The following is a 23,409-nucleotide window of genomic DNA, read 5'->3' on the forward strand; positions in this document are numbered from 1 at the left end:
TATGCCTTTAAAAAATAAACTCTGCGTAATTATCAATTTTATTAAAACCCTACTTATTCTCTCGTATTACAGCGCCATTACTGCGTAAACAATATTCATATACCACTGTATAAATCCGAGAGAGGCGCGATGCGTTTAACACACGTTACAAACAAAAAGGGCGTATAAAAAATATTTATACGCCCTTTTTAAACCAATTTGTTTGCTACTCTTTTACTACTGCACGCCTGAGCCAATAATCAACACTAACAAAGCGACCGCCACCTACAAAAAACAAGCTAAGTAACATAGCAAAATAAATAGCAGAAAATTCAATACCGTTATTTATTATGGAAGGTTTCCCTTTTTCATATAAGTAATCAGTAAATCCGTGCTCTTCAACTATGCCCCTAATTTTACCTATACGTTCTTGTACTTCTAGTGAGTTTTCAAGGCTTTCTTTAGCCCCTGGAATTGATAACCAATCAAGTACTTGAGCTGAACTGGTTGTAGGGCTTGATGGCGCTATAGCAAACCAACCATTATGCCAATGCACAGTTGTTGCTGCCACAACCATTGTAAACATCAGCGGAATGCTTACTAAGCGGGTAAATAGCCCAAAGAGTAAAAACCACCCGCCTAAAAATTCACTCCAGCCTGCTAAAAAGGCAAGTAAGTCTGGAAATGGTAAGCCTAAACCCCATTCACTATTGCCAAACCATTGCACAACGCTTGCATCAGCAAGAAAATAGCTAAAAAAGCCGTCGGTTTCTCCACTTAGGGCTAATTTATTAAAGCCCGCAATAATCATTACGGGGGCTAAAATTAAGCGAAAAAGTAACGCAGGTAATCCGTCGGCATACGATAGATTACCCATGATTTTATTATACAAACGAAATAATTTACTCATGTGTGGCCTGCTTTGTCAGTGTATTAAGTTATGGACTCTATACACACAAGACCTGAGGGCACTGTAAATTATTTCATTTTATTAACACTGTTAAATGGCTCTGGCCACTTGAAGCGCTTCAAAAATTGCACGCTTTGCATCAATTGCTGCTGCTAATTTAGCGCCACCAATAACATGTACCTTTGCATTTTCCCGGTGTTGCTCAAGCACTTCATTATTAGAAACCTGCCCTATACACGCAATAACCGTATCAACCGGCAGTACTTGTTTTTCTCCGGCAACAGTAACTGTAAGGCCATTGTTATCAAAACTGTGGTACTGGCAATCAGCAATTTGTTTAACACCATGTTGCTTAGCAACTTGACGATGTATCCAGCCTGTGGTTTTTCCAAGCCCGCTACCAAAGCGCCCTGCACTGCGTTTTAGCATGTATAATTGTCGCTCATCTTTATCCGGCTCTGCCTCGCACTCAATACCCCACTGCTTTTTAAACTCAGGAATAGATTGCGATTTGTGCTCACTTAAAAAAGCAACCATATCAAAGCCAATACCGCCGGCACCTAAAATGGCTATTGATTTGCCCAGTTCGACCTCACCGCGTATAACTTCATCATAAGCAAATACACGCTTAGAGTCTGCGCATTCAATTGCAGCTTCACGCGGGCGTACACCTGTGGCAAATACGATATCATCGTATTTTTGTAACATTGCATCATCGTAGGCTTTACCAAGTTCTACATTTACGTTGAGCCTTTCAAGTTCATTAGTAAAGTAGCTAAGCGTATGATTAAAGTCTTCTTTACCTGGAATTTGCATAGCTAGATTAAATTGGCCACCCATTTGTGTTTTTTGATCGATAAGCGTTACTGTGTGCCCTTTTTCAGCCAAATAACAACTTGCCGAAAGCCCAGCAGGACCCGCTCCAACAACTAATACATTTTTAGCGTTAGTAGCTTTATCTAACGGGTAATCAAGTTCAAAGGCGGCTTGTGGATTAACTAAACAAGTTGCACGTTTATTTTTAAAAACGTGGTCTAAACAGCCTTGGTTACAGCCAATACAAATATTTATTTGTTTAGTTTGCTGATTTTGATATTTGTTAAAAAACTCCGGATCGGCCAATAAAGGGCGCGCCATTGAAATTAAATCGGCTTCATTATCGTTAAGGATTTGGTTGGCTATATCCGGCGTATTAATACGGTTTACAGCTATAACAGGTACATTCACCACTGACTTTAATCGTTTTGAAGCTTCTTTAAATGCTCCAGGAGGCACCATACTGGCGATTGTTGGCACGCGTGCTTCATGCCACCCAATGCCAGTATTAAAAATATCAACACCGGCCTGCTCAAGTGCTTTTGCCTGAATAGTGACTTCATCAGGGGTTGAGCCATTCGGGATTAGGTCCATAACAGATAATCTAAAAATAATTAAAAACGTATCAGATACTTTAGCCCTAACGGCTTTAACTATTTCAAGCGCTAATCGCATTCTATTTTCTAGGCTGCCACCAAATTCGTCATCGCGCTTATTGGTGTGTGGCGCCATAAATTCATTAATTAAGTAACCTTCAGAGCCCATAACTTCAACACCATCGTAACCTGCTTTTTCTGCCATATGAGCTGAGTGCGCAAAGTCTTTAATGGTTTTTTTAATCGAGCCTAACGACATTTGTTTAGGTTTGTATGGATTTATAGGCGCTTGAATAGCGCTCGGGGCTTGGTTAAACGGATGATAAGCGTATCGACCAGCATGTAAAAGCTGCAAACATATTTTTCCGCCATGTTTATGAACGGCGCCTGTGTATGCACGGTGTTTAAATACATCATAATAGCTGTTAAATGATGAAGAAATAGGCGTTAATTTACCGCGCAAGTTAGGGCTGTAGCCCCCGGTAATGATCATGGCCGTGCCGCCTTTAGCACGCGCCTCGTAAAAAGCGCTTAACCTTTTGCGGTTGTGCCAGCCCTCTTCAAGGCCTGTATGCATTGAGCCCATTACCAAGCGGTTTCGTAATTGTGTGTGTTTTAATTGTAATTGTTGTTCTAACATCCTGTGCCCCGTTAACTGGTCTAACCTGTATACATTAGCTAATTCTGCTTTAATGGCAAGTAATAAGCAATATGTGCCTGCATTTAATTAAAAATACTATTAAAAACGTATATTTATGTTACCTCATAAACACTTCGTTACGATTTAGCAGTTAAAATTATTTTTATTCTAGGCTAAGATGGAACTAATGTATTAGCTGTACCAAATTAAGGAGCTATTTTGATAGCAAAGGTATTTAGAGGTATTTGGGCTGGAATAAACTTTTCTCGTCGTTTAATACTCAACATTTTGTTTTTATTACTGGTTGTTGTATTTTTTATGTCGCTATCAAGCGATGACGATACAATAATAATAGAAGATGGCTCTGTACTTAGGCTTAATCTTAATGGGCCTATTGTGGAAGAAAAAACATATATAGACCCTGTCGAAGCAGCCATTAACGATGCTACGTCTAATTCAGAAGCACCTAGTGAAATTTTACTTGATGATGTAGTCAAAGTGATTGATGAAGCCACTAATGACGAGCGCATCAGCGTTATCTTACTAGATTTGCAAGAAATGCCGAAAGCCCACCTAAATAAGCTAAAGCGTATTACTAAATCGTTAGATGCCTTTAAGCAAGCGGGTAAAAAAGTGATTGCATCGGGCTACTATTACACTCAATCGCAATATTATATTGCTTCGCATGCCGATGAAATTGCAATGCATCCTTATGGTTCGGTAGCCATTGAAGGCTATGGAATGTATCCACTTTACTTTAAAGAAGCACTAGAAAAACTTAAAGTAACGCAGCATATTTTCCGTGTCGGTACGTTTAAGTCGGCGGTAGAGCCGTTTATTCGTAACGATATGTCTGAGGCTGCTAAAGAAGCAAACCGCGTTTGGCTTGGTGCATTATGGAGCGAATATAAGCAAGATGTTGCTGCGGTTCGCCCTTTTGATGAATCTAACTTTGACGAAACCATGGATGCTTACCTTGCTAAAATGAAGGCGGCAAATGGCGATGCAGGTAAATATGCACTTGACCATCAATGGGTCGACTCGCTTAAAACAACTCAGCAAATTCGCCAACAACTCATTGATTTAGTTGGCGCACAAGAAGACGGTAAAACATTTAAGCAAGTGTCTTTTCGTGAATACTTAAGCTTAGTTAAACCCCCTATCGAATTTGATAACCCAATTACAGAAAAAGTTGCTGTAGTTGTTGCTAAAGGTACGATTGTTGATGGTGAGCGCAAAGCAGGTGAAATTGGCGGTGACTCTACCGCAGCACTACTTCGCAAAGCACGCCTTGATGATAAAGTAAAAGCGGTTGTTCTACGTATTGATTCAGGTGGCGGCAGCATGTTTGCCTCTGAGGTTATTCGTGCTGAAGTATTAGCACTTAAAGCCGCAGGCAAACCTGTAATCGCATCAATGAGCTCAGTTGCCGCATCTGGCGGTTATTGGATTGCCTCAGCAGCTAACGAAATTTGGGCAGCACCAAGTACTATCACCGGCTCTATTGGTGTGTTTGGTACATTTATGACTTTTGAAGATACTTTATCTGAAATTGGTGTGTACTCAGATGGTGTTGCAACGTCAGAAATGGCTGGATTTTCTATTACTCGCCCGCTTAATGAAAAAATGGCGCAAGTTATTCAAATGAGTGTTGAAGAAGCTTATAGCCGCTTTATAGATGTGGTTGCTGATGCGCGCAATATGACACCAGAGCAGGTTGATAAAATTGCACAAGGGCGTGTGTGGATTGCTTCACAAGCACAAGAGCTTGGCCTAGTTGATAAGCTTGGTGATAAACAAGATGCGATTGATGCCGCAGCGGCGCTTGCAAAACTTAATCACTACGAAGTGAAAACAATTAAGCAAGACCTAAGCCCGCAAGAAAAAATGCTGCAAGATATTTTTGGCAGTGCATCCGTTAAATCTATGCTTGGCTTAAATACAGATACAGCCTCTGTTTTAGCCACTCAAGCTAATATTAATACGGTGATAAAGCGCCTAAGTAGTGAAGTAGCTGATTTGAAAGATTATAACGATCCGCAAGGTGTATACGCACGTTGTTTAGAGTGTAGCGTTGCACAATAAAAGTGCACGTATTTACTCAAGCAGCTGTATTTAAAACAACTTAACGTTATACTAAGCCCAGTTTTTTTACTGGGCTTTTTTTATGAAACGTAAACGCATTTATATCGCATACACTGGCGGTACCATAGGTATGAAAAAATCGAGCCGTGGCTACATTCCGGCTGAAGGTTTTTTAACAAAAACAGTGGTCAATAACGCAGAATTTAACCGTGAAGAAATGCCCCTTTTTGATATTCACGAGTACTGCCCTTTAATCGATTCATCAGATATGTCGCCAGCGCATTGGCAACTAATAGCTGATGACATTAAAAGCAAATACCACGATTACGATGGTTTTGTGGTACTTCATGGCACCGATACAATGGCTTACACAGCCTCTGCTCTGTCGTTCATGTTCGAAAACTTAACTAAACCCGTTATTGTTACTGGCTCACAAATTCCTTTATCGCAATTACGCTCTGACGGCCAAGTTAACTTATTAAACGCCATGTTTTTAGCGGCTAATTACCCCATTGCTGAAGTGAGCTTATTTTTTAATAACCAATTATTTAGAGGTAACCGAGCCACGAAAGCACATGCCGATGGTTTTAATGCCTTTGCGTCTCCTAACCTAGAGCCTTTAGCGTTATCTGGAATTAATATTCAGCTAATTAAAGGTCAGCTAAGTCCTTATGTAGAAAACGAACTACAGGTAACCACCATTACACCTCAGCCAATTGGTGTACTTTATTTATACCCAGGCATTAGTAAAGACGTGGTTAAAAGTTTGGTTAATGACAATATAAAAGCACTAGTATTGCTTAGCTTTGGCGTAGGTAATGCCCCACAAGACCCCGACTTTTTAGACGTGCTAAGTGAGGCAAGTAAACGCGGCATGGTTATTGTTAATTTAACGCAGTGTTTAAAAGGCCATGTAAATATGGGCGGTTACGCTACGGGTAACGCGTTATTAAATATTGGTGTAATAAGTGGCTACGATATGACACTAGAGGCGTGTTTAACAAAGCTGCATTATTTGTTTAGCCAAAACCTAGAAATTGAAACGATTCGCCATTTAATGCAAGACAATTTACGCGGTGAATTAAGCCGCTAATTTTAGTGACCAAAACGCAAAAGGCACGCTAAATAGCGTGCCTTTATTAATTTATAAACGCGGTAATTATCTTACTTTCGCGTCTATACCCACTAAATCAGTTAAGTGGCACACTTCACCTGAGTGAGTTTTAATACCATGCTCACCAAAGTAATCACGCTGAGCTTGTACTAAATGCCCATTACTTGGTGTGGTTAATGTTGCTAAATACGTTTGTGTTGATGCAAGTACAGGGAACGCTAAGCCAGTCATTACAGCTTGCCCAGTTACTTTGCGAAGCGCATTAGATTCATTTTCAAGCGTATCAATGTATTCAACGCCTTGCGCTACACTATCTAGGTAGTCAGCGCGAATAATACAACCAGCACGCCATGTTTGCAGCGTTTTAGACAAGTCTACTTTCCACTGATGGGTACGAGATGCCCCTTTAATTAACGCTAAACCTTGGCGATAAGCTAATAAACTCGCCAATGTAAAGGCATCTTTTAGCTCTTCAAGGTCAATATCAACCTTGTTTGTAGCTTTAGCGGCATATGTCATTTCTTGTGCTGCGGTGGTGTCACATACATTGGTTAAGTGGCGAGCTTGCACCGCGGCAACCAGAGAAGGAACAGCAATACCCAGTTCAAGTGCATTTTGCGCAGTCCACAGGCCTGTGCCTTTTGCGCCTACTTTATTATCAATTAAATCAACAAGCGGCTCTTGCTTGGTGTTTTCAAGAGATAAAATATGGCTAGAAATAGCAAGTAAGTAGCTATTTAAGTGACCGGTAGACCAGTCATCAAAAATTTCAGCCACTTCTTTTGGTGAGCGGCCTGTGCCAATACGAAGTAGTTGATACACTTCAGCAATAAGCTGCATAATTGCGTATTCAATGCCGTTGTGAACCATTTTTACAAAATGGCCACTGGCCGATTGACCAACGCGTGCAAAACACGACTCGCCATTGTAGCTAGCGGCTACTTTTTCAAACCACGGTTCGATTCGCTCCCAACCGCCTTCTGAGCCACTTGCCATCATTGCGGGACCATGACGAGCGCCTTCGGCACCGCCAGAAATACCCATGGTGGCAAATTCAAATTTGTTTTGATACTTAAGTTTACGATTAATACCGTCTTTGTAGTTACTGTTACCACAATCTACAATCATATCGTTACACTGTACGCCAGCTTCAACAAGCTCATTACACACAGCATCAACCAGTTCGCCTGCAGGCACTAATAATAAAATAGAGCGAGGTGCTTCTAAACGCCTTACCATGTCTCCTAAATCAGAAACAATATGAAGTCTATCGGCCATGCCTTGCGATTTAGCACAACTTAATAACTCTTCACCCGCATGTGGATTTTTATCATATGCGACTAACGTTATGCCTTTTTCAATCATGTTTAAGGCAATATTTTTGCCCATAACGCCTAACCCGACTAATGCAACTTGCATTTAGTGTCCTCCTCGGTAACAACTATTTGGTTAGTAAACTAAGTAATTCATTAAATAATACCGCGTGCATTATACTCATACCGTCATAAAATGCGAACGTTGAGCTAATACAGCATGCTTTTTTATTACGCTATTAAAAAGCACTGCAATTGTATCAAATATAAGGGCTGTGCGGTTACAAATACTCTGCGTATTTTGAATTTAAGATCATTGACGGATTTTGACACCGGTGTCATAATGATGACATATTCGTTTTGTATAAAATAGTGGCAATACTAACTAGTTTGCCTATAACTAAAAATGTTTATACATAAGTTATAAGTATTTTGAAGTCACAAAATAACCGTCAACCTGCTTACACATCTAAGCACACAGGAGAATTTGATGCTAAGACGCACAAAAATAGTCGCTACACTTGGGCCTGCAACAGATCGAGATAACAATCTAGAAAAAATTATTCGCGCTGGCGCTAATGTAGTACGTTTAAACTTCTCACATGGTGTTGCACAAGATCATAAAGACCGTGCACAAGCTGTACGCGAGATAGCCACAAAATTAGGTAAACATGTTGCTATCCTTGCAGACCTTCAAGGTCCTAAAATTCGTGTTTCAACGTTTAAAGAAGGTAAAGTAAACCTTGAAGTAGGCGCTAAATTCACCCTAGATGCAAAAATGGAAAAAGGTGAAGGCGACGTAAACGCGGTAGGTATTGATTACAAAGAACTACCACAAGATGTAAGCCCTGGCGATTTATTACTATTAAACGATGGCCTTATTCAACTAACCGTTGAGCAAGTAGAAGGTCACTTAGTGCACTGCTCGGTTACGGTAGGTGGTGTATTATCAAATAATAAAGGCATTAACCGTTTAGGCGGTGGTTTAACAGCCCCTGCGTTTACAGAAAAAGACAAAGAAGATTTAATCACTGCCGCTGAAATAGATGTTGATTACATTGCAGTATCGTTCCCACGCAGTGGCGATGATATGCGTTATGTACGCTCTTTAGCAGAAGCTGCAGGTTCTAAAGCACAACTACTTGCAAAAATTGAACGTGCAGAAGCCGTAGAAACACAAGAAGCCGTAGATGACATTGTTTTAGCATCAGACGCTGTAATGGTTGCTCGTGGCGATTTAGGTGTTGAAATTGGTGATGCTGCGCTAATGGGTAAACAAAAACTCATTATTCGTCGTGCTCGTTCATTAAACCGTACTGTTGTAACGGCAACACAAATGATGGAATCGATGATCGATAACCCAATGCCAACACGCGCAGAAGTTATGGATGTGGCAAACGCGGTACTTGATGGTACTGATGCAGTTATGCTTTCAGCAGAAACCGCTGCCGGTGATTACCCTGAAGAAACAGTCGCTACAATGGCACGTGTTTGTTTAGGTGCAGAATCGCAAAAAGAAACCCATGTATCTAAGCACCGTTTAGACAGCCGTTTTTCTAACAATGCAGAATCTATCGCACTTTCAGCTATGTACGCTGCTAATCACTTAGATTCGGTTAAAGCCATTGTTACCTTAACTGAGTCAGGTAGCACCGCTAAACTTATGTCGCGTATCAGCTCTGGTTTACCTATTTACTCGCTTTCACGCCATGCAAGCACGCTAGGCCAAACAGCGCTTTATCGTGGTGTTTACCCTGTGTTTTTTGATTCTACAAAAACTGAAAAAGACGGAATGGTTAAAGCCGCACTTGATACCCTTGTAGCACAAGGTTCATTACACTCTGGCGATACAGTAATTATTACTCACGGTGACTCTATGGAAACTGTGGGCGCAACGAACACAATGAAAATTGTAACTGTTGCGTAATTTCTGCCTTATATAAAAAATGCGAGCTAAGCTCGCATTTTTTATGCCTGTAAAATACCAAACTAGCTGGCTAGCGCTGCTTTTACTTTATCGCGGTAGCTTCGGCTTACTTTAAGCTCTTGTCCGTTTTCAAGCACTAATAAATACTCACCGCTTACTTGTGTAACCAGCTTGCTTATTTGTTTTGTATTTACAATTGCACTGCGGTGAACGCGCACAAACAAATGTGGGTCGAGCTCTTGCTCAAGCTCTTTCATTGTTTTGCGCAAAATATGTGTTTGCCCATCTTGGCAATGTAAACACATATAATCGCCGGCGGCATCAACCCACTGAATTGTCGCAACCGGGACACGAATAATTTCACCCTGCTCTTTTACCGCCAGTGATTCTGGGTAACGTTTGTCGGTTAGGGTATCGCCTGTGGCTAATTTTTTAAGTATTTCTTCACAGTTATTACCTGTAATACCGGCAACAAAACTCGCTAGTTTTTTCTTATGGGCGTTGTCTTGCTGTGTTTTTAAGTAACTATGCACTTTTTCTACCGCCTGTTTTAGTCTGTTATCGTCAACGGGTTTTAAAATGTAATCCAAAGCATGTATTTCAAATGCCTTTACTGCAAATTGATCAAATGCAGTAACAAACACAATCGCGGGTAACGCTTTAGTGCTTTCGCTTAAGGCACGGGCAACTTCAAAGCCATTCATTCCTGGCATTTGTATATCTAAAAAAACTAAGTCTATAGGGTGCTCTTTACATGCTGCTATTGCTTCAGAGCCTGAACTACACAGTTTAATTACTTCTATATCAGTATATTCTTCAAGTCTTACTGCTAAGCCCTTTCTTGCTAATGGTTCATCATCAACAATGATGGTTTTAATTTTAGTCATTTCTTCACAGCCTTCTCAAACGGTACTCGCAGATTAACTTTCAATCCACTTGGCGTATTATGTGATAATACAAACGAATAATTATTTTCATAGAGCGTTTTTAATCTGTCTTTGGTATTTGCCACCCCTACCCCTTGTGCATTTACAAGTTGTCCGTCTATTAGCTCGGTACCGGGGCCATTATCACCTACTTCAAGTAATAGCTCGTTGGCAAAAACCTGTGCTTTTATGTCTATCACACCGCCTTGTGACATATGCGCAATGGCATATTTAATTGCGTTCTCAATTATCGGTTGCAAAATTAAGCTTGGCACAAGTGCCTCTTTTGCTTGCTCGCTTACATCTACATTTACTTTTAAGCGCTCATCAAATCTAACCCGCTCTATTTCTAAATACAGCATTAATGCGTGTAGCTCTTGCTCTAAAGGCACTTTTTTAATGGGATCGGTATTTAGTGTATAACGCAAAAAGTCGCTTAACCTTGCCACCATTAAGTTAGCATCTTTGTTTTCTTTTACCAAAACTAATGTAGAAATAGCATTAAGCGTATTAAATAAAAAATGCGGATTAAGTTGATATCTGAGCATTTTTAATTGCGCTTCATGGGCCATTGTAGTTGCTTTAAGCGCTTTTTGTCGCTCACTTTGTAATAGCTGGTAATACTTTATGCCAAAGTATAAGCCACTCCAACATAAAATTATGTAAACAGAGTCTAAGCCATGCTGTAAATAGTAAAACCAATCTTCTGGGCGATAACCATGGCGGTATATTTCCCATAAATTAAATTTTTGTACAATTGCCCACAACGTACCTGTAATGTACGAGGCACCAAATACAACCACCATTAATATCCACGGCGATGCATTCCAGGTTTTTCGATAAATATAACGAAGTGGGACTGTCATTAAACAGCCCGCATAGGCATTTAATAATATAACAAACACGTAAATATCACGCATTTCAAATACTTTAGAGCCGATATAATTTACAAGCGCATAACCAATCCAGCCCGCAATTTGCAATAGCCAAAAAAAGCGTTGCCTGTTATCAACTAAAGATTGCCAATTCAAAATAAAATACAACTCCGTATAAGTTAGCCAATAAGTTAAAATTACGTTAGCTAATTTAACCACTGGTTTGGTTATTATATCGATTATTACAAAGTGTTAGCAGTACCAACTGTCTTAATTTTTAAGAGCCTTACCGCAAAGTTAAGCCAATAAAAAAGCGAAAGGCTTTAACACCTTTCGCTTTTAAAATGCCGATTCAATCAGCTCGTATTGGCAAAGCCACCTTATATACTAGGCAAGTTTATCAGAGGCTACTTTATAAGTTGGGTCTTCAATTACGTTTACCTCAACTAAGTCACGCGCTTTGTGTAACAGCTGCTTACAGTCTTTACTTAAATGACGTAAGTGAAGCTGTTTACCTGCTTTAGTGTACTTATCAGCTAAGCTGTCGATGGCTTCTATGGCACTGTGATCCGCAACACGGCTGTGTTCAAATTCAATAATTACATCTTTAGGGTCGTTTTTAACATCGAATAACTCAGAAAAGTTTTTAACTGAGCCAAAAAATAGCGGGCCGTGAAGCTCGTAAACTTTAGCACCTTGCTCATCAATGTAATTAGTTGTGTAGATATGTTTTGCATGATTCCAAGCAAATACCAAGGCAGAAACAATAACACCAACACACACGGCAATCGCTAAATCGGTTACTACGGTTACGCCAGATACCAATACAATTACAAAGGCATCAGACAGTGGTACGCGCTTCATCATTTTAAAGCTTGCCCATTCAAACGTACCAAGTACAACCATAAACATAACACCTACAAGCGCAGCCAGTGGGATCATTTCAATTAAACTTGAAGCAAATATAATAAATGCAAGCAGCATTAGTGCAGCACTTATACCCGACAAGCGCGAGCGCCCGCCCGAATTAATGTTGATCATTGATTGCCCAATCATGGCACAGCCACCCATTGCGCCAAAAAATCCACAGGTTACATTAGCAGCACCTTGGCCAATACACTCTTTATTTGAGTGACCACGGGTTTCGGTAATTTCATCAATCAAGCTAAGCGTTAATAACGACTCAATTAAACCAATAGCCGCTAAAATTAATGCATACGGAAAAATTATATAAAAAGTTTCCAGGGTAAATGGAACCATAGGAATGTGAAATTCAGGTAAGCCGCCAGCAATGGTAGCCGCTTCATTACCTGTCATCCCTTTTAGGAAATCAAGTACAGTGCGCGAGTCTAAATCAAGGCCTATTACTAACGCGGTTACCGTTACAATAGCCACTAAAGAAGAAGGCACTGCAGTGGTGAGCTTAGGTAAAAAGTGAATGATAGCCATGGTTAATGCAACTAAACCTAACATGATGTAAAGCGGGTTGCCCGTCATCCATTGCTGGCCGCCTGCGCCATCTGGCACTTTAAACTGCCCAAGTTGCGCTAGAAATATTACTATCGCTAATCCATTTACAAAGCCGAGCATAACTGGGTGGGGGACCATGCGAATAAACTTACCGAGCTTAAATATCCCCGCGAGTATTTGCAGTATTCCCATCAGCAACACCGTGGCAAATAAATACTCAACACCGTGATCAAGTACCAAACTTACCATTACAACAGCTAATGCACCGGTTGCGCCCGAAATCATACCAGGGCGACCACCAAAAATAGCCGTAATTAAACCAACGATAAACGCGGCGTAGAGACCAACTAAAGGTTCGACATTTGCAACAAAAGCAAACGCAACAGCTTCTGGAACTAAAGCAAGTGCTACAGTTAAGCCAGATAAAATATCGTTTTTAGCAGAGCTAGGCGCTTTGCTGAGTAAGTTAAACATTGAGTTCCTCAGGGGGTTATTAGGTTAGGATCGAAAAAGCGCTAAATGTTACCAAATTAGCGCTCATTTAACAATTCGCACACACCGTTATTAGCTTTCTTAGTATAGCTTAACTTTGTGTCGTTTATTTTATAGAGGAAGAGATGTACTGCGTTTTACACATGTCATGGTTACGTTAGAGTGTACCTCTTGAACGTATTCTAAGCTGAGTAAATTGTCACGTACAAAGTGCTCATAGCCTTCTATACCTTGTGAGATTATACGCAGCATAAAATCCATGGTGCCGGCCATTGTGTAACATTCTGTCACTTCGTCATAGCTCATGATTAGCTTTTCAAATTCAGCTAAGTTTTTCTTGCCATGATTTGATAAGCGCACATGTGCGTATACAAGCATGTCAAAACCAAGCTTTTTCTCATCTAAAAGCGCAACTTTACTTTTGATATAGCCATCTTGTTCAAGCTTTGCAATGCGTCGCCAACAAGGTGATTGAGATAAGCCTACTTTGTCTGCAATTTCAGCAGTTGAAAGACTTGCGTCCTGTTGTAAAAGTGCCAAAATTTGGCGATCTACGTGATTTAGAGACATTTTATTTCTTATTTATCTAATAAACTGGTTAAATTATACAGCCAATTTAAAATTCCGTCTGCAATAATTTTGCATTTTCATGGATTTTAATTAACCAAATTGGCCACTTACAAATGGATTAGTGCGTTTTTCATGGCCTACAGTGGTATCTTCACCATGGCCAGCTAAAATACGCGTGTTGTCATCAAGTGTTAAAATATGGCTTTTAATAGACTCAATGAGCTGCTCAGTATTGCCTTTAGGGAAATCTGTACGCCCTACAGCACCTTTAAAAATAACATCGCCAACAATAACGCATTGCTGATCAGGCTCATAAAACACAATATGACCCGGTGTGTGCCCGGGGCAATGCTTAACACTAAAGCTAAGTTTGCCAAGCGTTAATACATCATTATGATTAAGCCAAATATCAGGGTAAAAAGCATCAATAGCTGAAAAACCAAACATTTGTGCTTGCATAGGCAGGTTATCAAACCAAAATGACTCATCTTTTTGCGGGCCAATAATTTGCACATTGTAGTGTGAGCGTAATTCATCTGCCGCACCTACGTGGTCTAAATGCCCGTGTGTAAGCCAAATAGCGCTCAGTACTAATTTGTGCTCACTAAGCGTGGCTATAATTTTTTGTGCGTCACCACCTGGGTCTATCACCACAGCTTGCTTTGTTTCTGTACAGCTAATAATTCTGCAATTTTGAGAAAAAGTAGTCACGGGTATCGTAATAACGTGCATATTAAATTTCTTTATCTTTTTGATCGGGAATAACGGCTACTTGCTCATACGACATTAAAATTGGGTATTTCAAATACGCTTCGTCATAAAATGGCGTGTGTGAATATAACCAGTGCAAACGTGCATTGGCATCTTGCGCAAATGCTTTATCTTGAAGTTTTTTATCAAACTCGAGAGCAAGTTTTGGGTTGTCTTTAAGCATTTTCCTTGCGTAAGGGATTAACGCGTAGTTTTCCATGTACTCTGTTCGTTGAAAAATTGTATTAAACTCACCCCACGCAAAAAATGAATCAGGAGCCTCTGGGTGTAATAAATGAACCGCTAACTCACCTGCTTTTTGCTGCGTATTTACTTGATACCATCCGTCTAAATCTACATTTATTGCTGGTACATAATCAAAACTTGCAGAGACTCTAAAGCGCCCTTCAAATGGGGCTTTATCAAACGAGTAATCAAGTATTTTGGCAAGCTTTAAAGGTTGCGTATTCGCGCCTTTAAGTTTGTTTACTGACACCCCATGTAACTTAAGCTTTTCTATTATATCGCTATATACAGGCGGAACAAAAAACGCTTGGGGCACATCAACAACTCGTTCAACCTCTTTTTGCCAATAAATCGGTAAGTCAGTGTAGGTATAGGCTTTACCTAAATATTTAACCTCAGTTTGCCCCGAAAGCGCACTTACACTTGATGTGTATTCGACCCCTTTAAACTCACTGATTGTGTCTGCTTGTTTAGCATAACCTCGTTTAACAATTAGTTTCTCAGGTACAAATTCTTGCTCTTTTTTAACGGCGTTCGAAAGCTCATGACTGTACTGAGAAAGCGCGTTTATTGCCCCATCTAAAAATACATAGGTGCCTAATACGCGTTGTTGATAAGGTTTTAAAGAATGGTTTTCGACTAAAATTGTTGGTAATGATTTTAAATCCCCCCACCCGTTTGAAAAACGCGGTGTAGCCACCCAACCTGCAAGGCCTTTTTTAAAGTCGCGTTTATCCATAACAAATACCAATGGCCCAGGTATATGCCCTTGCTTTTGTAATGTTTCGTCAATAACCGGCTTTATATACTGATCTAACGCATCAGATATAGCAGGCGATTCGCTTGCAAATACAGGGTTATAACCATAGGTCACATCGTACTGATAATCGGCGCCATCGGTAACATGCACATCAATGTATAAGTTTGGGTTGTAATCATTAATAACCTTTAAAACACTTCTCACCTCTGGTGTATCTAATTTAGTGAAATCGCGATTAAGGTTTAGATTATTTGCATTGGTTCTAAAGCCCATTTTTTTAGGGCCGCGCTGATTTATGCGATTAAATGCGCTGCTGCGTTCATGCCCATCTACGTTTAAAATAGGAATAAAAAGTATGTTTACCTTTTTTAAAATATCACGGCGCTTACCTGTTGCAATATCGCGCAGCAACATAAACATGGCGTCTTTACCATCTATCTCACCTGCATGAATACCGGCTTGGATAAAAACGGTTGGCTTAGTGCTGTTGGCCATTTGCCCCGCTTCAAAAAAACCTTGTTCACTGGCAACCACCATTTTAATAGCACGATTACTATTACTGTAGCCTATTATTTGAGACTGAAACTGCGTGGGGTTTGCCGCTACAAGCCTATCTACAAACGCCATAGTATCGGCATAGTTTGGCGAGGCTTTGCCCTGAGATAACTCAAAATCAGTGGTTAACGGCCCTTGCTGCTGTAATAACGAAACGCTATCACCTTGCCAAGGAATAAGAGGCGGTAAATGACTGTTATCTGCCACAATTGCAGATAAAAATAACAGGCTTGCAAACATAGTTTTCTCTAACAAACGCTTTAATAAAATAAATTATACCAAGTAAACATAGCGATATTATAAAAGTGCGGTGATTCAACAAAAAAGAAAGCCCGTTTATATCCTTGCACTTAATAAAGTGATTATTAAAGTAGTTAATTTTAAGGCTAGGGAAAAGTGTCAATAGCTTAGCAAACAATTCGTTGTTTATACCAATCCGCTTAATTAAGCGATCTATTTTAGAATGGATAAACGTGTTAATAGCTAGGGAAAATTCGCTATTTAGTAGTTCTTAATGAGAGTTTTATAACGCAGATAACGACACATTTAGCCCCACAAAATAATAAAGTATTATTGCGGGGGGATATTATTAAGCGAGTCTTAAATTACAGGCACAAAAAAAGGAGCCTAGGGCTCCTCTTTATTACTTATTTAAAAAAGCTTAAGCTGCCGCTAGGCCTTCTTTTGCTTTTTCAACAAGCGCTGCAAATGCAACTTGGTCGTAAACAGCGATATCTGCAAGGATCTTACGATCGATTTCTACAGAAGTCTTTTTAAGACCATTGATAAAACGGCTGTAAGACAGACCATTTTGACGTGAAGCAGCATTGATACGTGCAATCCATAATTGACGGAAAGTACGTTTCTTAGCACGACGGTCACGGTAAGCGTATTGACCCGCTTTAGTAACTGCCTGGAAAGCTACGCGGTAAACACGTGAACGTGCTCCGTAGTAACCTTTAGCTTGCTTTAAAACTTTTTTGTGACGTGCACGTGCGACAACGCCGCGTTTAACTCTTGCCATTTCTAAAAACCCCTATTAAGCGAATGGTAACATACGTGAAACTAGACCATGGTCATTTTTATGAACCATCATCTTAGGACGTAGGTGTAACTTACGCTTAGAAGTTTTCTTAGTCAGAATGTGACGAAGATGCGCTTGTTTACGCTTGAAACCGCCAGAAGCAGTTTTCTTGAAACGCTTAGCAGCGCCTCTGTGACTTTTTAGCTTATAAGCCATTGCAATAACTCCAAATGTATTGCTTAAAAATTAGTAAGCAGGCGTGAGATATATTTCTATAGCTCCACTTTTAGGCCTAACTTACTGCCATATTCCGGTGAAAACCCAGCAAAAATGCCGCAATTTTACTTTAAAACCGGTTAGCACAGGTGAATATTTGCATATTACTTGGGTACCTGCGCTAAATTCGGTGCGCATTATCGCTTAAAAATTATTTTTTAGCAACAGGCGCCATCATCATAACCATTTGGCGGCCTTCAACACGATTTGGGAAAGACTCAACTACTGCAAGTTCTTCTAAATCAGCCTTAACACGGTTTAATAATTCGATACCAATTTCTTGGTGAGCCATTTCGCGGCCACGGAAGCGGATAGTAATCTTAGCTTTATCGCCAGCTTCTAAGAACTTACGTAAGTTGCGCAGCTTAACCTGATAGTCACCTTCATCCGTGCCAGGACGGAATTTGATTTCTTTAATCTGGATTTGCTTTTGCTTCTTCTTCTGCTCTTTTAGTTCTTTGCTTTTTTCAAAGATGAACTTACCGTAGTCCATAACCTTACAAACAGGCGGCTCAGCGTTTGGGCTAATCTCTACAAGATCAACACCCGCTGCATCAGCCATAGCTTGTGCGTCTTTTAATGACTGAATTCCGGCTTGTTCGCCTTCGATGTCGATTAAACGAACTTCTTGAGCTGTAATTTCTTCGTTAATACGATTTTTTTGAGCTGTTTGTTGCCCTTTCTTGCCGCCTCTAATGGTACGTTCCTCCAAGAATATCAATAATATAAGCGTGTAGTTGGCTGTTTGTGATTGCCCTACACGCTCGATTTTTACTGTCGATTTTTAATTTCTTCGCTAATTTTAGCTACAAAATCATCAACATTAAATTTGCCTAGGTCTTCACCTGTGCGGGTACGTACTGCTACTTCCTGTTGTTCAACTTCTTTATCGCCGACAACGAGTAAGTAAGGAATACGCTTAAGTGTATGTTCTCGGATTTTAAAGCCAATCTTCTCATTTCTCAAGTCAGCAGCGGCTCTAATTCCAAGTTTATTTAATTTTTGTACAATTTCGTGCACGTAATCTGCTTGTTTATCGGTAATGTTCATAATTACCACTTGCTTTGGAGCAAGCCACGTAGGGAATAAACCAGCGTATTCTTCAGTTAAAATACCAATAAAGCGCTCAATTGAGCCTAAAATAGCACGGTGTATCATAACTGGAGTGCGTCGTTCGTTATTTTCTGCTACATAAGTAGCGCCTAAACGACCCGGTAATGCAAAGTCGAGTTGCACTGTACCACATTGCCACGCTCTGTCTAAACAATCGTACAAAGTAAATTCAATTTTAGGTCCGTAAAAGGCACCTTCACCTGGTAGGTAATCAAATTCAATGTCGTTTGCTTTAAGTGCATCGGCTAATGCAACCTCTGCTTTGTCCCAAATTTCATCGTCGCCGATGCGTTTTTCAGGACGCGTAGAAAGCTTAACTACAATTTTGTCAAAACCGAATGTCTCATATGTATCATAAACCATCTTAATACACGCTGAAACTTCGTCCATTACTTGCTCTTCTGTACAGAACACGTGAGCATCATCTTGTGTAAAGCCACGTACACGCATTAAGCCGTGTAAAGCGCCTGATGGTTCGTTACGGTGACAACAACCAAACTCGGCCATACGCAGTGGTAAATCACGGTACGATTTTAAACCTTGGTTAAAAATTTGCACGTGACCTGGGCAGTTCATTGGTTTTATAGCGTATTCACGTTTTTCTGACTCTGTGGTAAACATGGCGTCTGAGTATTTTTCCCAGTGACCTGATTTTTCCCACAAAGAGCGGTCCATCATCATTGGACCTTTAACTTCTTCGTAGCTGTACTCACGCAGTTTTTCACGAACAAATTCTTCAAGCTCGCGGTAAATGCTCCAACCATCGTTGTGCCAAAATACCATACCTGGCGCTTCTTCTTGCCAGTGCCATAAATCAAGCGCTTTACCAATACGGCGGTGATCGCGTTTTTCAGCCTCTTCTAAGCGTTTAAGGTACGCTTTAAGTTGCTTTTTATCGCCCCACGCTGTGCCGTAAATACGCTGTAGCATTTTGTTTTCAGAGTCGCCACGCCAATAAGCGCCAGCTACTTTCATTATTTTGAAGTTTTGGCAGAATTTCATGTTTGGTACGTGCGGGCCACGACACATGTCTACGTATTCTTCGTGGTGGTATAATCCTGGGCGATCATCTTTTGCGATGTTTTCGTCCAAAATTTCCATTTTATATGTTTCGCCACGCGCTTCAAACGTATCGCGTGCTTCTTGCCAGCTTACATTTTTTTTCACTACGTCGTAGTTTGTTTTTGCAAGTTGCAACATACGCTTTTCAATGGCGTCTAAGTCTTCTTGAGACAAAGAGTGTTCCATATCAATATCGTAGTAAAAACCGTTATCAATAGTTGGACCAATAGCCATTTTAGCGTCTGGGAAAAGCTGCTTAACTGCGTGACCGATTAAGTGAGCACATGAGTGACGAATAATCTCTAGGCCGTCGTCATCTTTTGCGGTGATGATCTCAAGACGCGAATCTTCGTTGATCATATCGCACGCATCAACACGCTCGCCATTAACGCGACCAGCAATGGTTGCTTTAGCAAGGCCTGGGCCAATGTCGTTAGCTACATCAAGAGTACTTACAGGGTTTTCAAAACTACGCTGACTGCCGTCAGGAAGAGTAATAACTGGCATTATAAATCCTTACATACAGTGGTGACACCTACAATGTATCACGTGTATTTTTAAATAAATTAAATGAGAATGACTCGACAACGCTTTTACGAATAAGCATTGACTATTTTTCGCCATACATGACTAATGTAGATGCTGAGTCTGCTCAACTACAAAAAAGATATTGTCGCGTGATAGAGTATCAATTACAAGTTTAAAGCGCGCTCATTACTTGAAATTTCACCTAAAATTGTCATTTTTTTGTTTTTCGCTCGCTAATTTAAATTAAGCATGTGACAACTTGAGTTTATTGATTATTAAAATGCACCTGCACCGCCTTGCTCTCGCAATTTATTAGATGTTGGGTATAATACCAAGCAATTAAGTTATATTAGAGAACAGCAATGAGAACATGTGGTGTAGAAATTACCGGTAGTGATGTACTACTTTGTATTTTAAGTAAAGATAACGACGTATTTGATATTCGCGATGTGCGCCAAACACGCTTTACCTTAGGTAACGGTAACGACACTGAAATAATGCGTAAATTTCAATTTGATTTTGCAAAACTAATGCAAGATTACCAAATTGATTCTGTTGCCATTCGTGAGCGCCAACCTAAAGGTAAATTTGCAGGCAGTGCAAAGGGCTTTAAAATGGAAACAGCGATTCAATTAATTGAAGAGTTAGACGTTCGCGTGTTCTCAACGACCGAAATTAAAGAGCAGCTTAAACGCAACCCTATACCTATTGCGTTTGAAGACACAGGCCTTAAAAAGTACCAAGAAAACGCTTTTGTTAATGCCTATGTATACATTATGAAAAAAACCTACCGCAGTGACGAGCTATAAGTCACAAAGCGATTAAAACAAACTATAAAAACGCCATTTAGTGGCGTTTTTTTATGCCTTTATAAAAGTTAGTTTTTATTGCCCATCTGTAAAACGTTTCATTTAACTTTTCTTTATGCTTAGTACATTAGTCTAACCACCCTTTCTTTGTCGACAATTTGTGTTTATTTTAACTACAACCTATAACAATTCGTTTAACTATTTTTTATTTTGCTACACAGCTATTCGTAGCTAAGCAAATAAAAACTGACTTATCAGCACGAATTGATATAAGTAACTGACGCACACTAATACGGAGAAGCACATGCACACACCATCGCGCTCGGTAAAAGAAGTAGAAAAAATAAACACATTACCGCTTACAAAAAGCTATTTTAAAGGGGCGCAAAGCACGCCGCTCACGGATAAAACAATTGGCGAGTACTTTGACTTTATTGTCGACAAACACCCTGATTCGCTCGCTGTCGTTGTTAGCCATCAAAATGTACGTTTAACGTATAAAGCATTTCAAAATGAAGTTAATCAACTCGCTATGGGGCTACTAGCAATAGGCGTTAAACCAGGAGATAGAGTAGGAATATGGTCACCTAATAACATTGAGTGGTGTTTAACCCAATTTGCGAGCGCCAAAATAGGTGCCATTATGGTCTGCATTAACCCTGCCTACAGACCAAATGAGTTAGCCTATGCTTTGAACTCGGTAGAATGCAGCACGCTAATTACTGCGTCACATTTTAAAGGCAGTAATTATATAGATATGCTTAACAGCTTAGCGCCTGAACTTACCCAATGTGAACCCGGTGAGCTAAATGCACATGCCCTACCTAGCCTTAAAAATGTAATACGCATTGGCAATGAAAAAAGCCCTGGTATGTTTACGTTTGATGATGTGATGAATTTTGCCACCCCAGCCCACAAGCTTGAATTAAATGCGATTGCAGCAAATTTAAACGCGGATCAAGACATAAACATACAGTTTACCTCTGGCACCACGGGCAACCCTAAAGGCGCTACACTCACCCATAAAAACATACTAAATAATGCGCTATTTGTTGCAGAGGCTATGCATTTTACAGCGCAAGATAAACTGTGCATACCTGTGCCTCTGTATCATTGTTTTGCGATGGTTCTTGGCAGCCTGCTATGTGTAAGTAAAGGCGCCGCAGCTATATATCCAAGCGATGCGTTTGATGCAAAAACCACGCTTGATGTTGTCCAGCAAGAGGGCTGCACCGCGCTGCATGGTGTGCCTACTATGTTTATTAGCCAACTAGAGCTGCCTAATTTTACTAATTATAACCTCAGCACTTTACGCACCGGTGTAATGGCGGGCTCAACGTGCCCTGAGCAAGTCATGCGTAAAGTACAAACACAAATGAACATGCATCAAGTATTAATTGCGTACGGGCAAACTGAGTGCAGCCCAATCAATAATATAACCGAAACCGACTCATCAATAGAGCGCCAAGTAACAACCGTTGGCCGTGCCCTTGCTCACACTGAGGTTAAAATTATTGACGAACTGGGTAACATTCAAAAAATAGGTGTACCTGGTGAGGTCTGCAGTAAGGGCGCCGGTATAATGCGCTGCTATTGGAATGACGAAGAAAAAACAAAAGCCACTATAGATGACGAAGGCTGGTTACACTCTGGTGATTTAGGGGTAATGGACAGCGAAGGGTTTGTGAGTATTGTTGGCCGCATTAAAGACATGATCATTCGAGGTGGCGAAAACATTTACCCACGCGAAATTGAAGAGGTTCTTTACACTTACCCAGGTATTCAAGATGCCGCTATATTTGGTATTAGTGATGAGAAGTACGGCGAAGAAGTGTGTGCGTGGATCCAGCCAAAAGAAGATGCAGTACTTGATGAGCAAGCAATACGTGCATTTTTAAAAGACAAACTCGCCTATTTTAAAATGCCCCGTTATATTCGCTTTGTAGAGAGTTACCCAATGACAGTAACAGGCAAACTGCAAAAGTTTAAAATGCGAGAGCAAATGCAGCAATCACTTACTGATAAGGCCTTTTCTTAACCGCAAACATTAATTACAAAAAAGCTCAGCAATTGCTGAGCTTTTAGCGTTAAATAATTTACTTACTCTGCAGGGCGATACTGCTGCTGAACACCTGTTAAAAACAAGCGCAAAACCTGGTCGTTACACACACGGTAATGTTTATTTTCTACTTTGCGAGAAAACGCACTGAGCTCATGTTTACTTAATTCAAAGTCAACCTGTGCAAGTGTTGCTATTACATCTTCTGCTTTCATGTTTAAAGCAATACGTAGCTTCATAAAAATAATATTATTATTTAACTTAGCCTCTGGCACCGGCTGTGGGCCTTCGCGCTTGCCACGCTTAGTATTAATAAAGCCATTTAAAAACGTAGCAAACTCAGTGTCTGACATTTTAACAAACCCTTGCTCACCCTCTTTTGTTAACCATGCAACGACTTGCTCAGTGGTAACTGTAGCCTCTGCGGCGGCAAAAATACCGACCATGGCAGTATCGGTTAAATTAAAGGTATAGCGAACACGGCGTAAAATATCGTTATTTGTCAAAGTAATTT

19 protein-coding genes are annotated in these 23,409 nt (G+C 40.3%); 5 read left to right on the top strand and 14 right to left on the bottom strand.

Features of this window, described 5'->3' with window-relative positions:
- Positions 1–205 precede the first annotated feature (205 nt).
- Both MSC25_RS02675 and MSC25_RS02680 read right to left on the bottom strand, forming a co-directional pair.
- Positions 206–889, bottom strand: coding sequence for a DoxX family protein (locus MSC25_RS02675; RefSeq protein ID WP_248442479.1), 684 nt, complete (start codon positions 887–889; stop codon positions 206–208).
- A 90-nt stretch (positions 890–979) separates the two neighbouring features.
- Positions 980–2,941, bottom strand: coding sequence for an NADPH-dependent 2,4-dienoyl-CoA reductase (locus MSC25_RS02680; RefSeq protein WP_248442481.1), 1,962 nt, complete (start codon positions 2,939–2,941; stop codon positions 980–982).
- A gap of 219 nt (positions 2,942–3,160) precedes the next feature.
- Here MSC25_RS02680 and sppA point away from each other — a divergent pair, with 219 nt between their 5' ends.
- The gene (gene sppA / locus MSC25_RS02685) at positions 3,161–5,026 is read left to right on the top strand and encodes a signal peptide peptidase SppA (RefSeq protein ID WP_054982445.1); all 1,866 of its coding nucleotides are present in this window, start codon (positions 3,161–3,163) and stop codon (positions 5,024–5,026) included.
- An 82-nt stretch (positions 5,027–5,108) separates the two neighbouring features.
- A complete protein-coding gene (gene ansA, locus MSC25_RS02690) occupies positions 5,109–6,119 on the top strand; it encodes an asparaginase (RefSeq protein WP_248442483.1) in 1,011 nt (336 codons plus the stop codon).
- A gap of 66 nt (positions 6,120–6,185) precedes the next feature.
- On the opposite strand, the gene gndA is transcribed toward ansA, so the two are convergent.
- On the bottom strand, positions 6,186–7,559 hold the full coding sequence (gene gndA, locus MSC25_RS02695) for an NADP-dependent phosphogluconate dehydrogenase (RefSeq protein ID WP_024034078.1): 1,374 nt from the start codon (positions 7,557–7,559) through the stop codon (positions 6,186–6,188).
- A gap of 384 nt (positions 7,560–7,943) precedes the next feature.
- Here gndA and pyk point away from each other — a divergent pair, with 384 nt between their 5' ends.
- Positions 7,944–9,380 carry a pyruvate kinase gene (gene pyk / locus MSC25_RS02700; protein ID WP_004587847.1) on the top strand — a complete coding sequence of 479 codons (1,437 nt, stop codon included), beginning with the start codon at positions 7,944–7,946 and terminating at the stop codon, positions 9,378–9,380.
- A gap of 62 nt (positions 9,381–9,442) precedes the next feature.
- Here pyk and MSC25_RS02705 read toward each other — a convergent pair whose 3' ends face one another.
- The 10 genes from MSC25_RS02705 to thrS all read right to left on the bottom strand — a co-directional run bounded on the left by MSC25_RS02705 (position 9,443) and on the right by thrS (position 20,006).
- On the bottom strand, positions 9,443–10,267 hold the full coding sequence (locus MSC25_RS02705; protein WP_248442485.1) for a LytTR family DNA-binding domain-containing protein: 825 nt from the start codon (positions 10,265–10,267) through the stop codon (positions 9,443–9,445).
- On the bottom strand, positions 10,264–11,337 hold the full coding sequence (locus tag MSC25_RS02710; RefSeq protein ID WP_024034075.1) for a histidine kinase: 1,074 nt from the start codon (positions 11,335–11,337) through the stop codon (positions 10,264–10,266). The genes MSC25_RS02705 and MSC25_RS02710 overlap by 4 nt, the downstream gene beginning before the upstream one ends.
- Before the next feature lie 231 nt (positions 11,338–11,568).
- Positions 11,569–13,125: a SulP family inorganic anion transporter gene (locus MSC25_RS02715; protein WP_004587844.1), complete on the bottom strand. Its 1,557-nt coding sequence runs from the start codon at positions 13,123–13,125 to the stop codon at positions 11,569–11,571.
- A 129-nt stretch (positions 13,126–13,254) separates the two neighbouring features.
- Entirely contained in the window at positions 13,255–13,713 is a 459-nt protein-coding gene (locus MSC25_RS02720) for an Lrp/AsnC family transcriptional regulator (RefSeq protein WP_002960703.1), read from the bottom strand.
- 90 nt (positions 13,714–13,803) lie between these two features.
- Positions 13,804–14,445 (bottom strand): MBL fold metallo-hydrolase, encoded by a 642-nt coding sequence (locus MSC25_RS02725; RefSeq protein ID WP_248442487.1) that lies wholly within the window; start codon positions 14,443–14,445, stop codon positions 13,804–13,806.
- Between the two features lies 1 nt (position 14,446).
- On the bottom strand, positions 14,447–16,264 hold the full coding sequence (locus tag MSC25_RS02730; protein ID WP_248442488.1) for a M14 family metallopeptidase: 1,818 nt from the start codon (positions 16,262–16,264) through the stop codon (positions 14,447–14,449).
- A gap of 421 nt (positions 16,265–16,685) precedes the next feature.
- Positions 16,686–17,048 carry a 50S ribosomal protein L20 gene (gene rplT / locus MSC25_RS02735; protein WP_004587841.1) on the bottom strand — a complete coding sequence of 121 codons (363 nt, stop codon included), beginning with the start codon at positions 17,046–17,048 and terminating at the stop codon, positions 16,686–16,688.
- Between the two features lie 15 nt (positions 17,049–17,063).
- Entirely contained in the window at positions 17,064–17,264 is a 201-nt protein-coding gene (gene rpmI, locus MSC25_RS02740) for a 50S ribosomal protein L35 (protein WP_004587840.1), read from the bottom strand.
- A gap of 211 nt (positions 17,265–17,475) precedes the next feature.
- On the bottom strand, positions 17,476–18,036 hold the full coding sequence (gene infC / locus MSC25_RS02745) for a translation initiation factor IF-3 (RefSeq protein WP_024034072.1): 561 nt from the start codon (positions 18,034–18,036) through the stop codon (positions 17,476–17,478).
- A 59-nt stretch (positions 18,037–18,095) separates the two neighbouring features.
- Positions 18,096–20,006, bottom strand: coding sequence for a threonine--tRNA ligase (gene thrS, locus MSC25_RS02750; protein WP_004587838.1), 1,911 nt, complete (start codon positions 20,004–20,006; stop codon positions 18,096–18,098).
- Positions 20,007–20,389: 383 nt separating this feature from the next.
- On the opposite strand from thrS, the gene MSC25_RS02755 reads away from it, so the two are divergent.
- Positions 20,390–20,836, top strand: coding sequence for a DUF3010 family protein (locus tag MSC25_RS02755; RefSeq protein ID WP_004587837.1), 447 nt, complete (start codon positions 20,390–20,392; stop codon positions 20,834–20,836).
- Between the two features lie 304 nt (positions 20,837–21,140).
- Complete coding sequence (locus MSC25_RS02760) at positions 21,141–22,874, top strand: AMP-binding protein (RefSeq protein WP_248442490.1); 1,734 nt, start codon at positions 21,141–21,143, stop codon at positions 22,872–22,874.
- Positions 22,875–22,936: 62 nt separating this feature from the next.
- On the opposite strand, the gene MSC25_RS02765 is transcribed toward MSC25_RS02760, so the two are convergent.
- Positions 22,937–23,401: a DUF1456 family protein gene (locus MSC25_RS02765; RefSeq protein WP_054982440.1), complete on the bottom strand. Its 465-nt coding sequence runs from the start codon at positions 23,399–23,401 to the stop codon at positions 22,937–22,939.
- Between the last annotated feature and the right edge of the window lie 8 nt (positions 23,402–23,409).

This window comes from Pseudoalteromonas sp. 1CM17D (assembly GCF_023161805.1).
Taxonomy (GTDB): domain Bacteria; phylum Pseudomonadota; class Gammaproteobacteria; order Enterobacterales; family Alteromonadaceae; genus Pseudoalteromonas; species Pseudoalteromonas atlantica.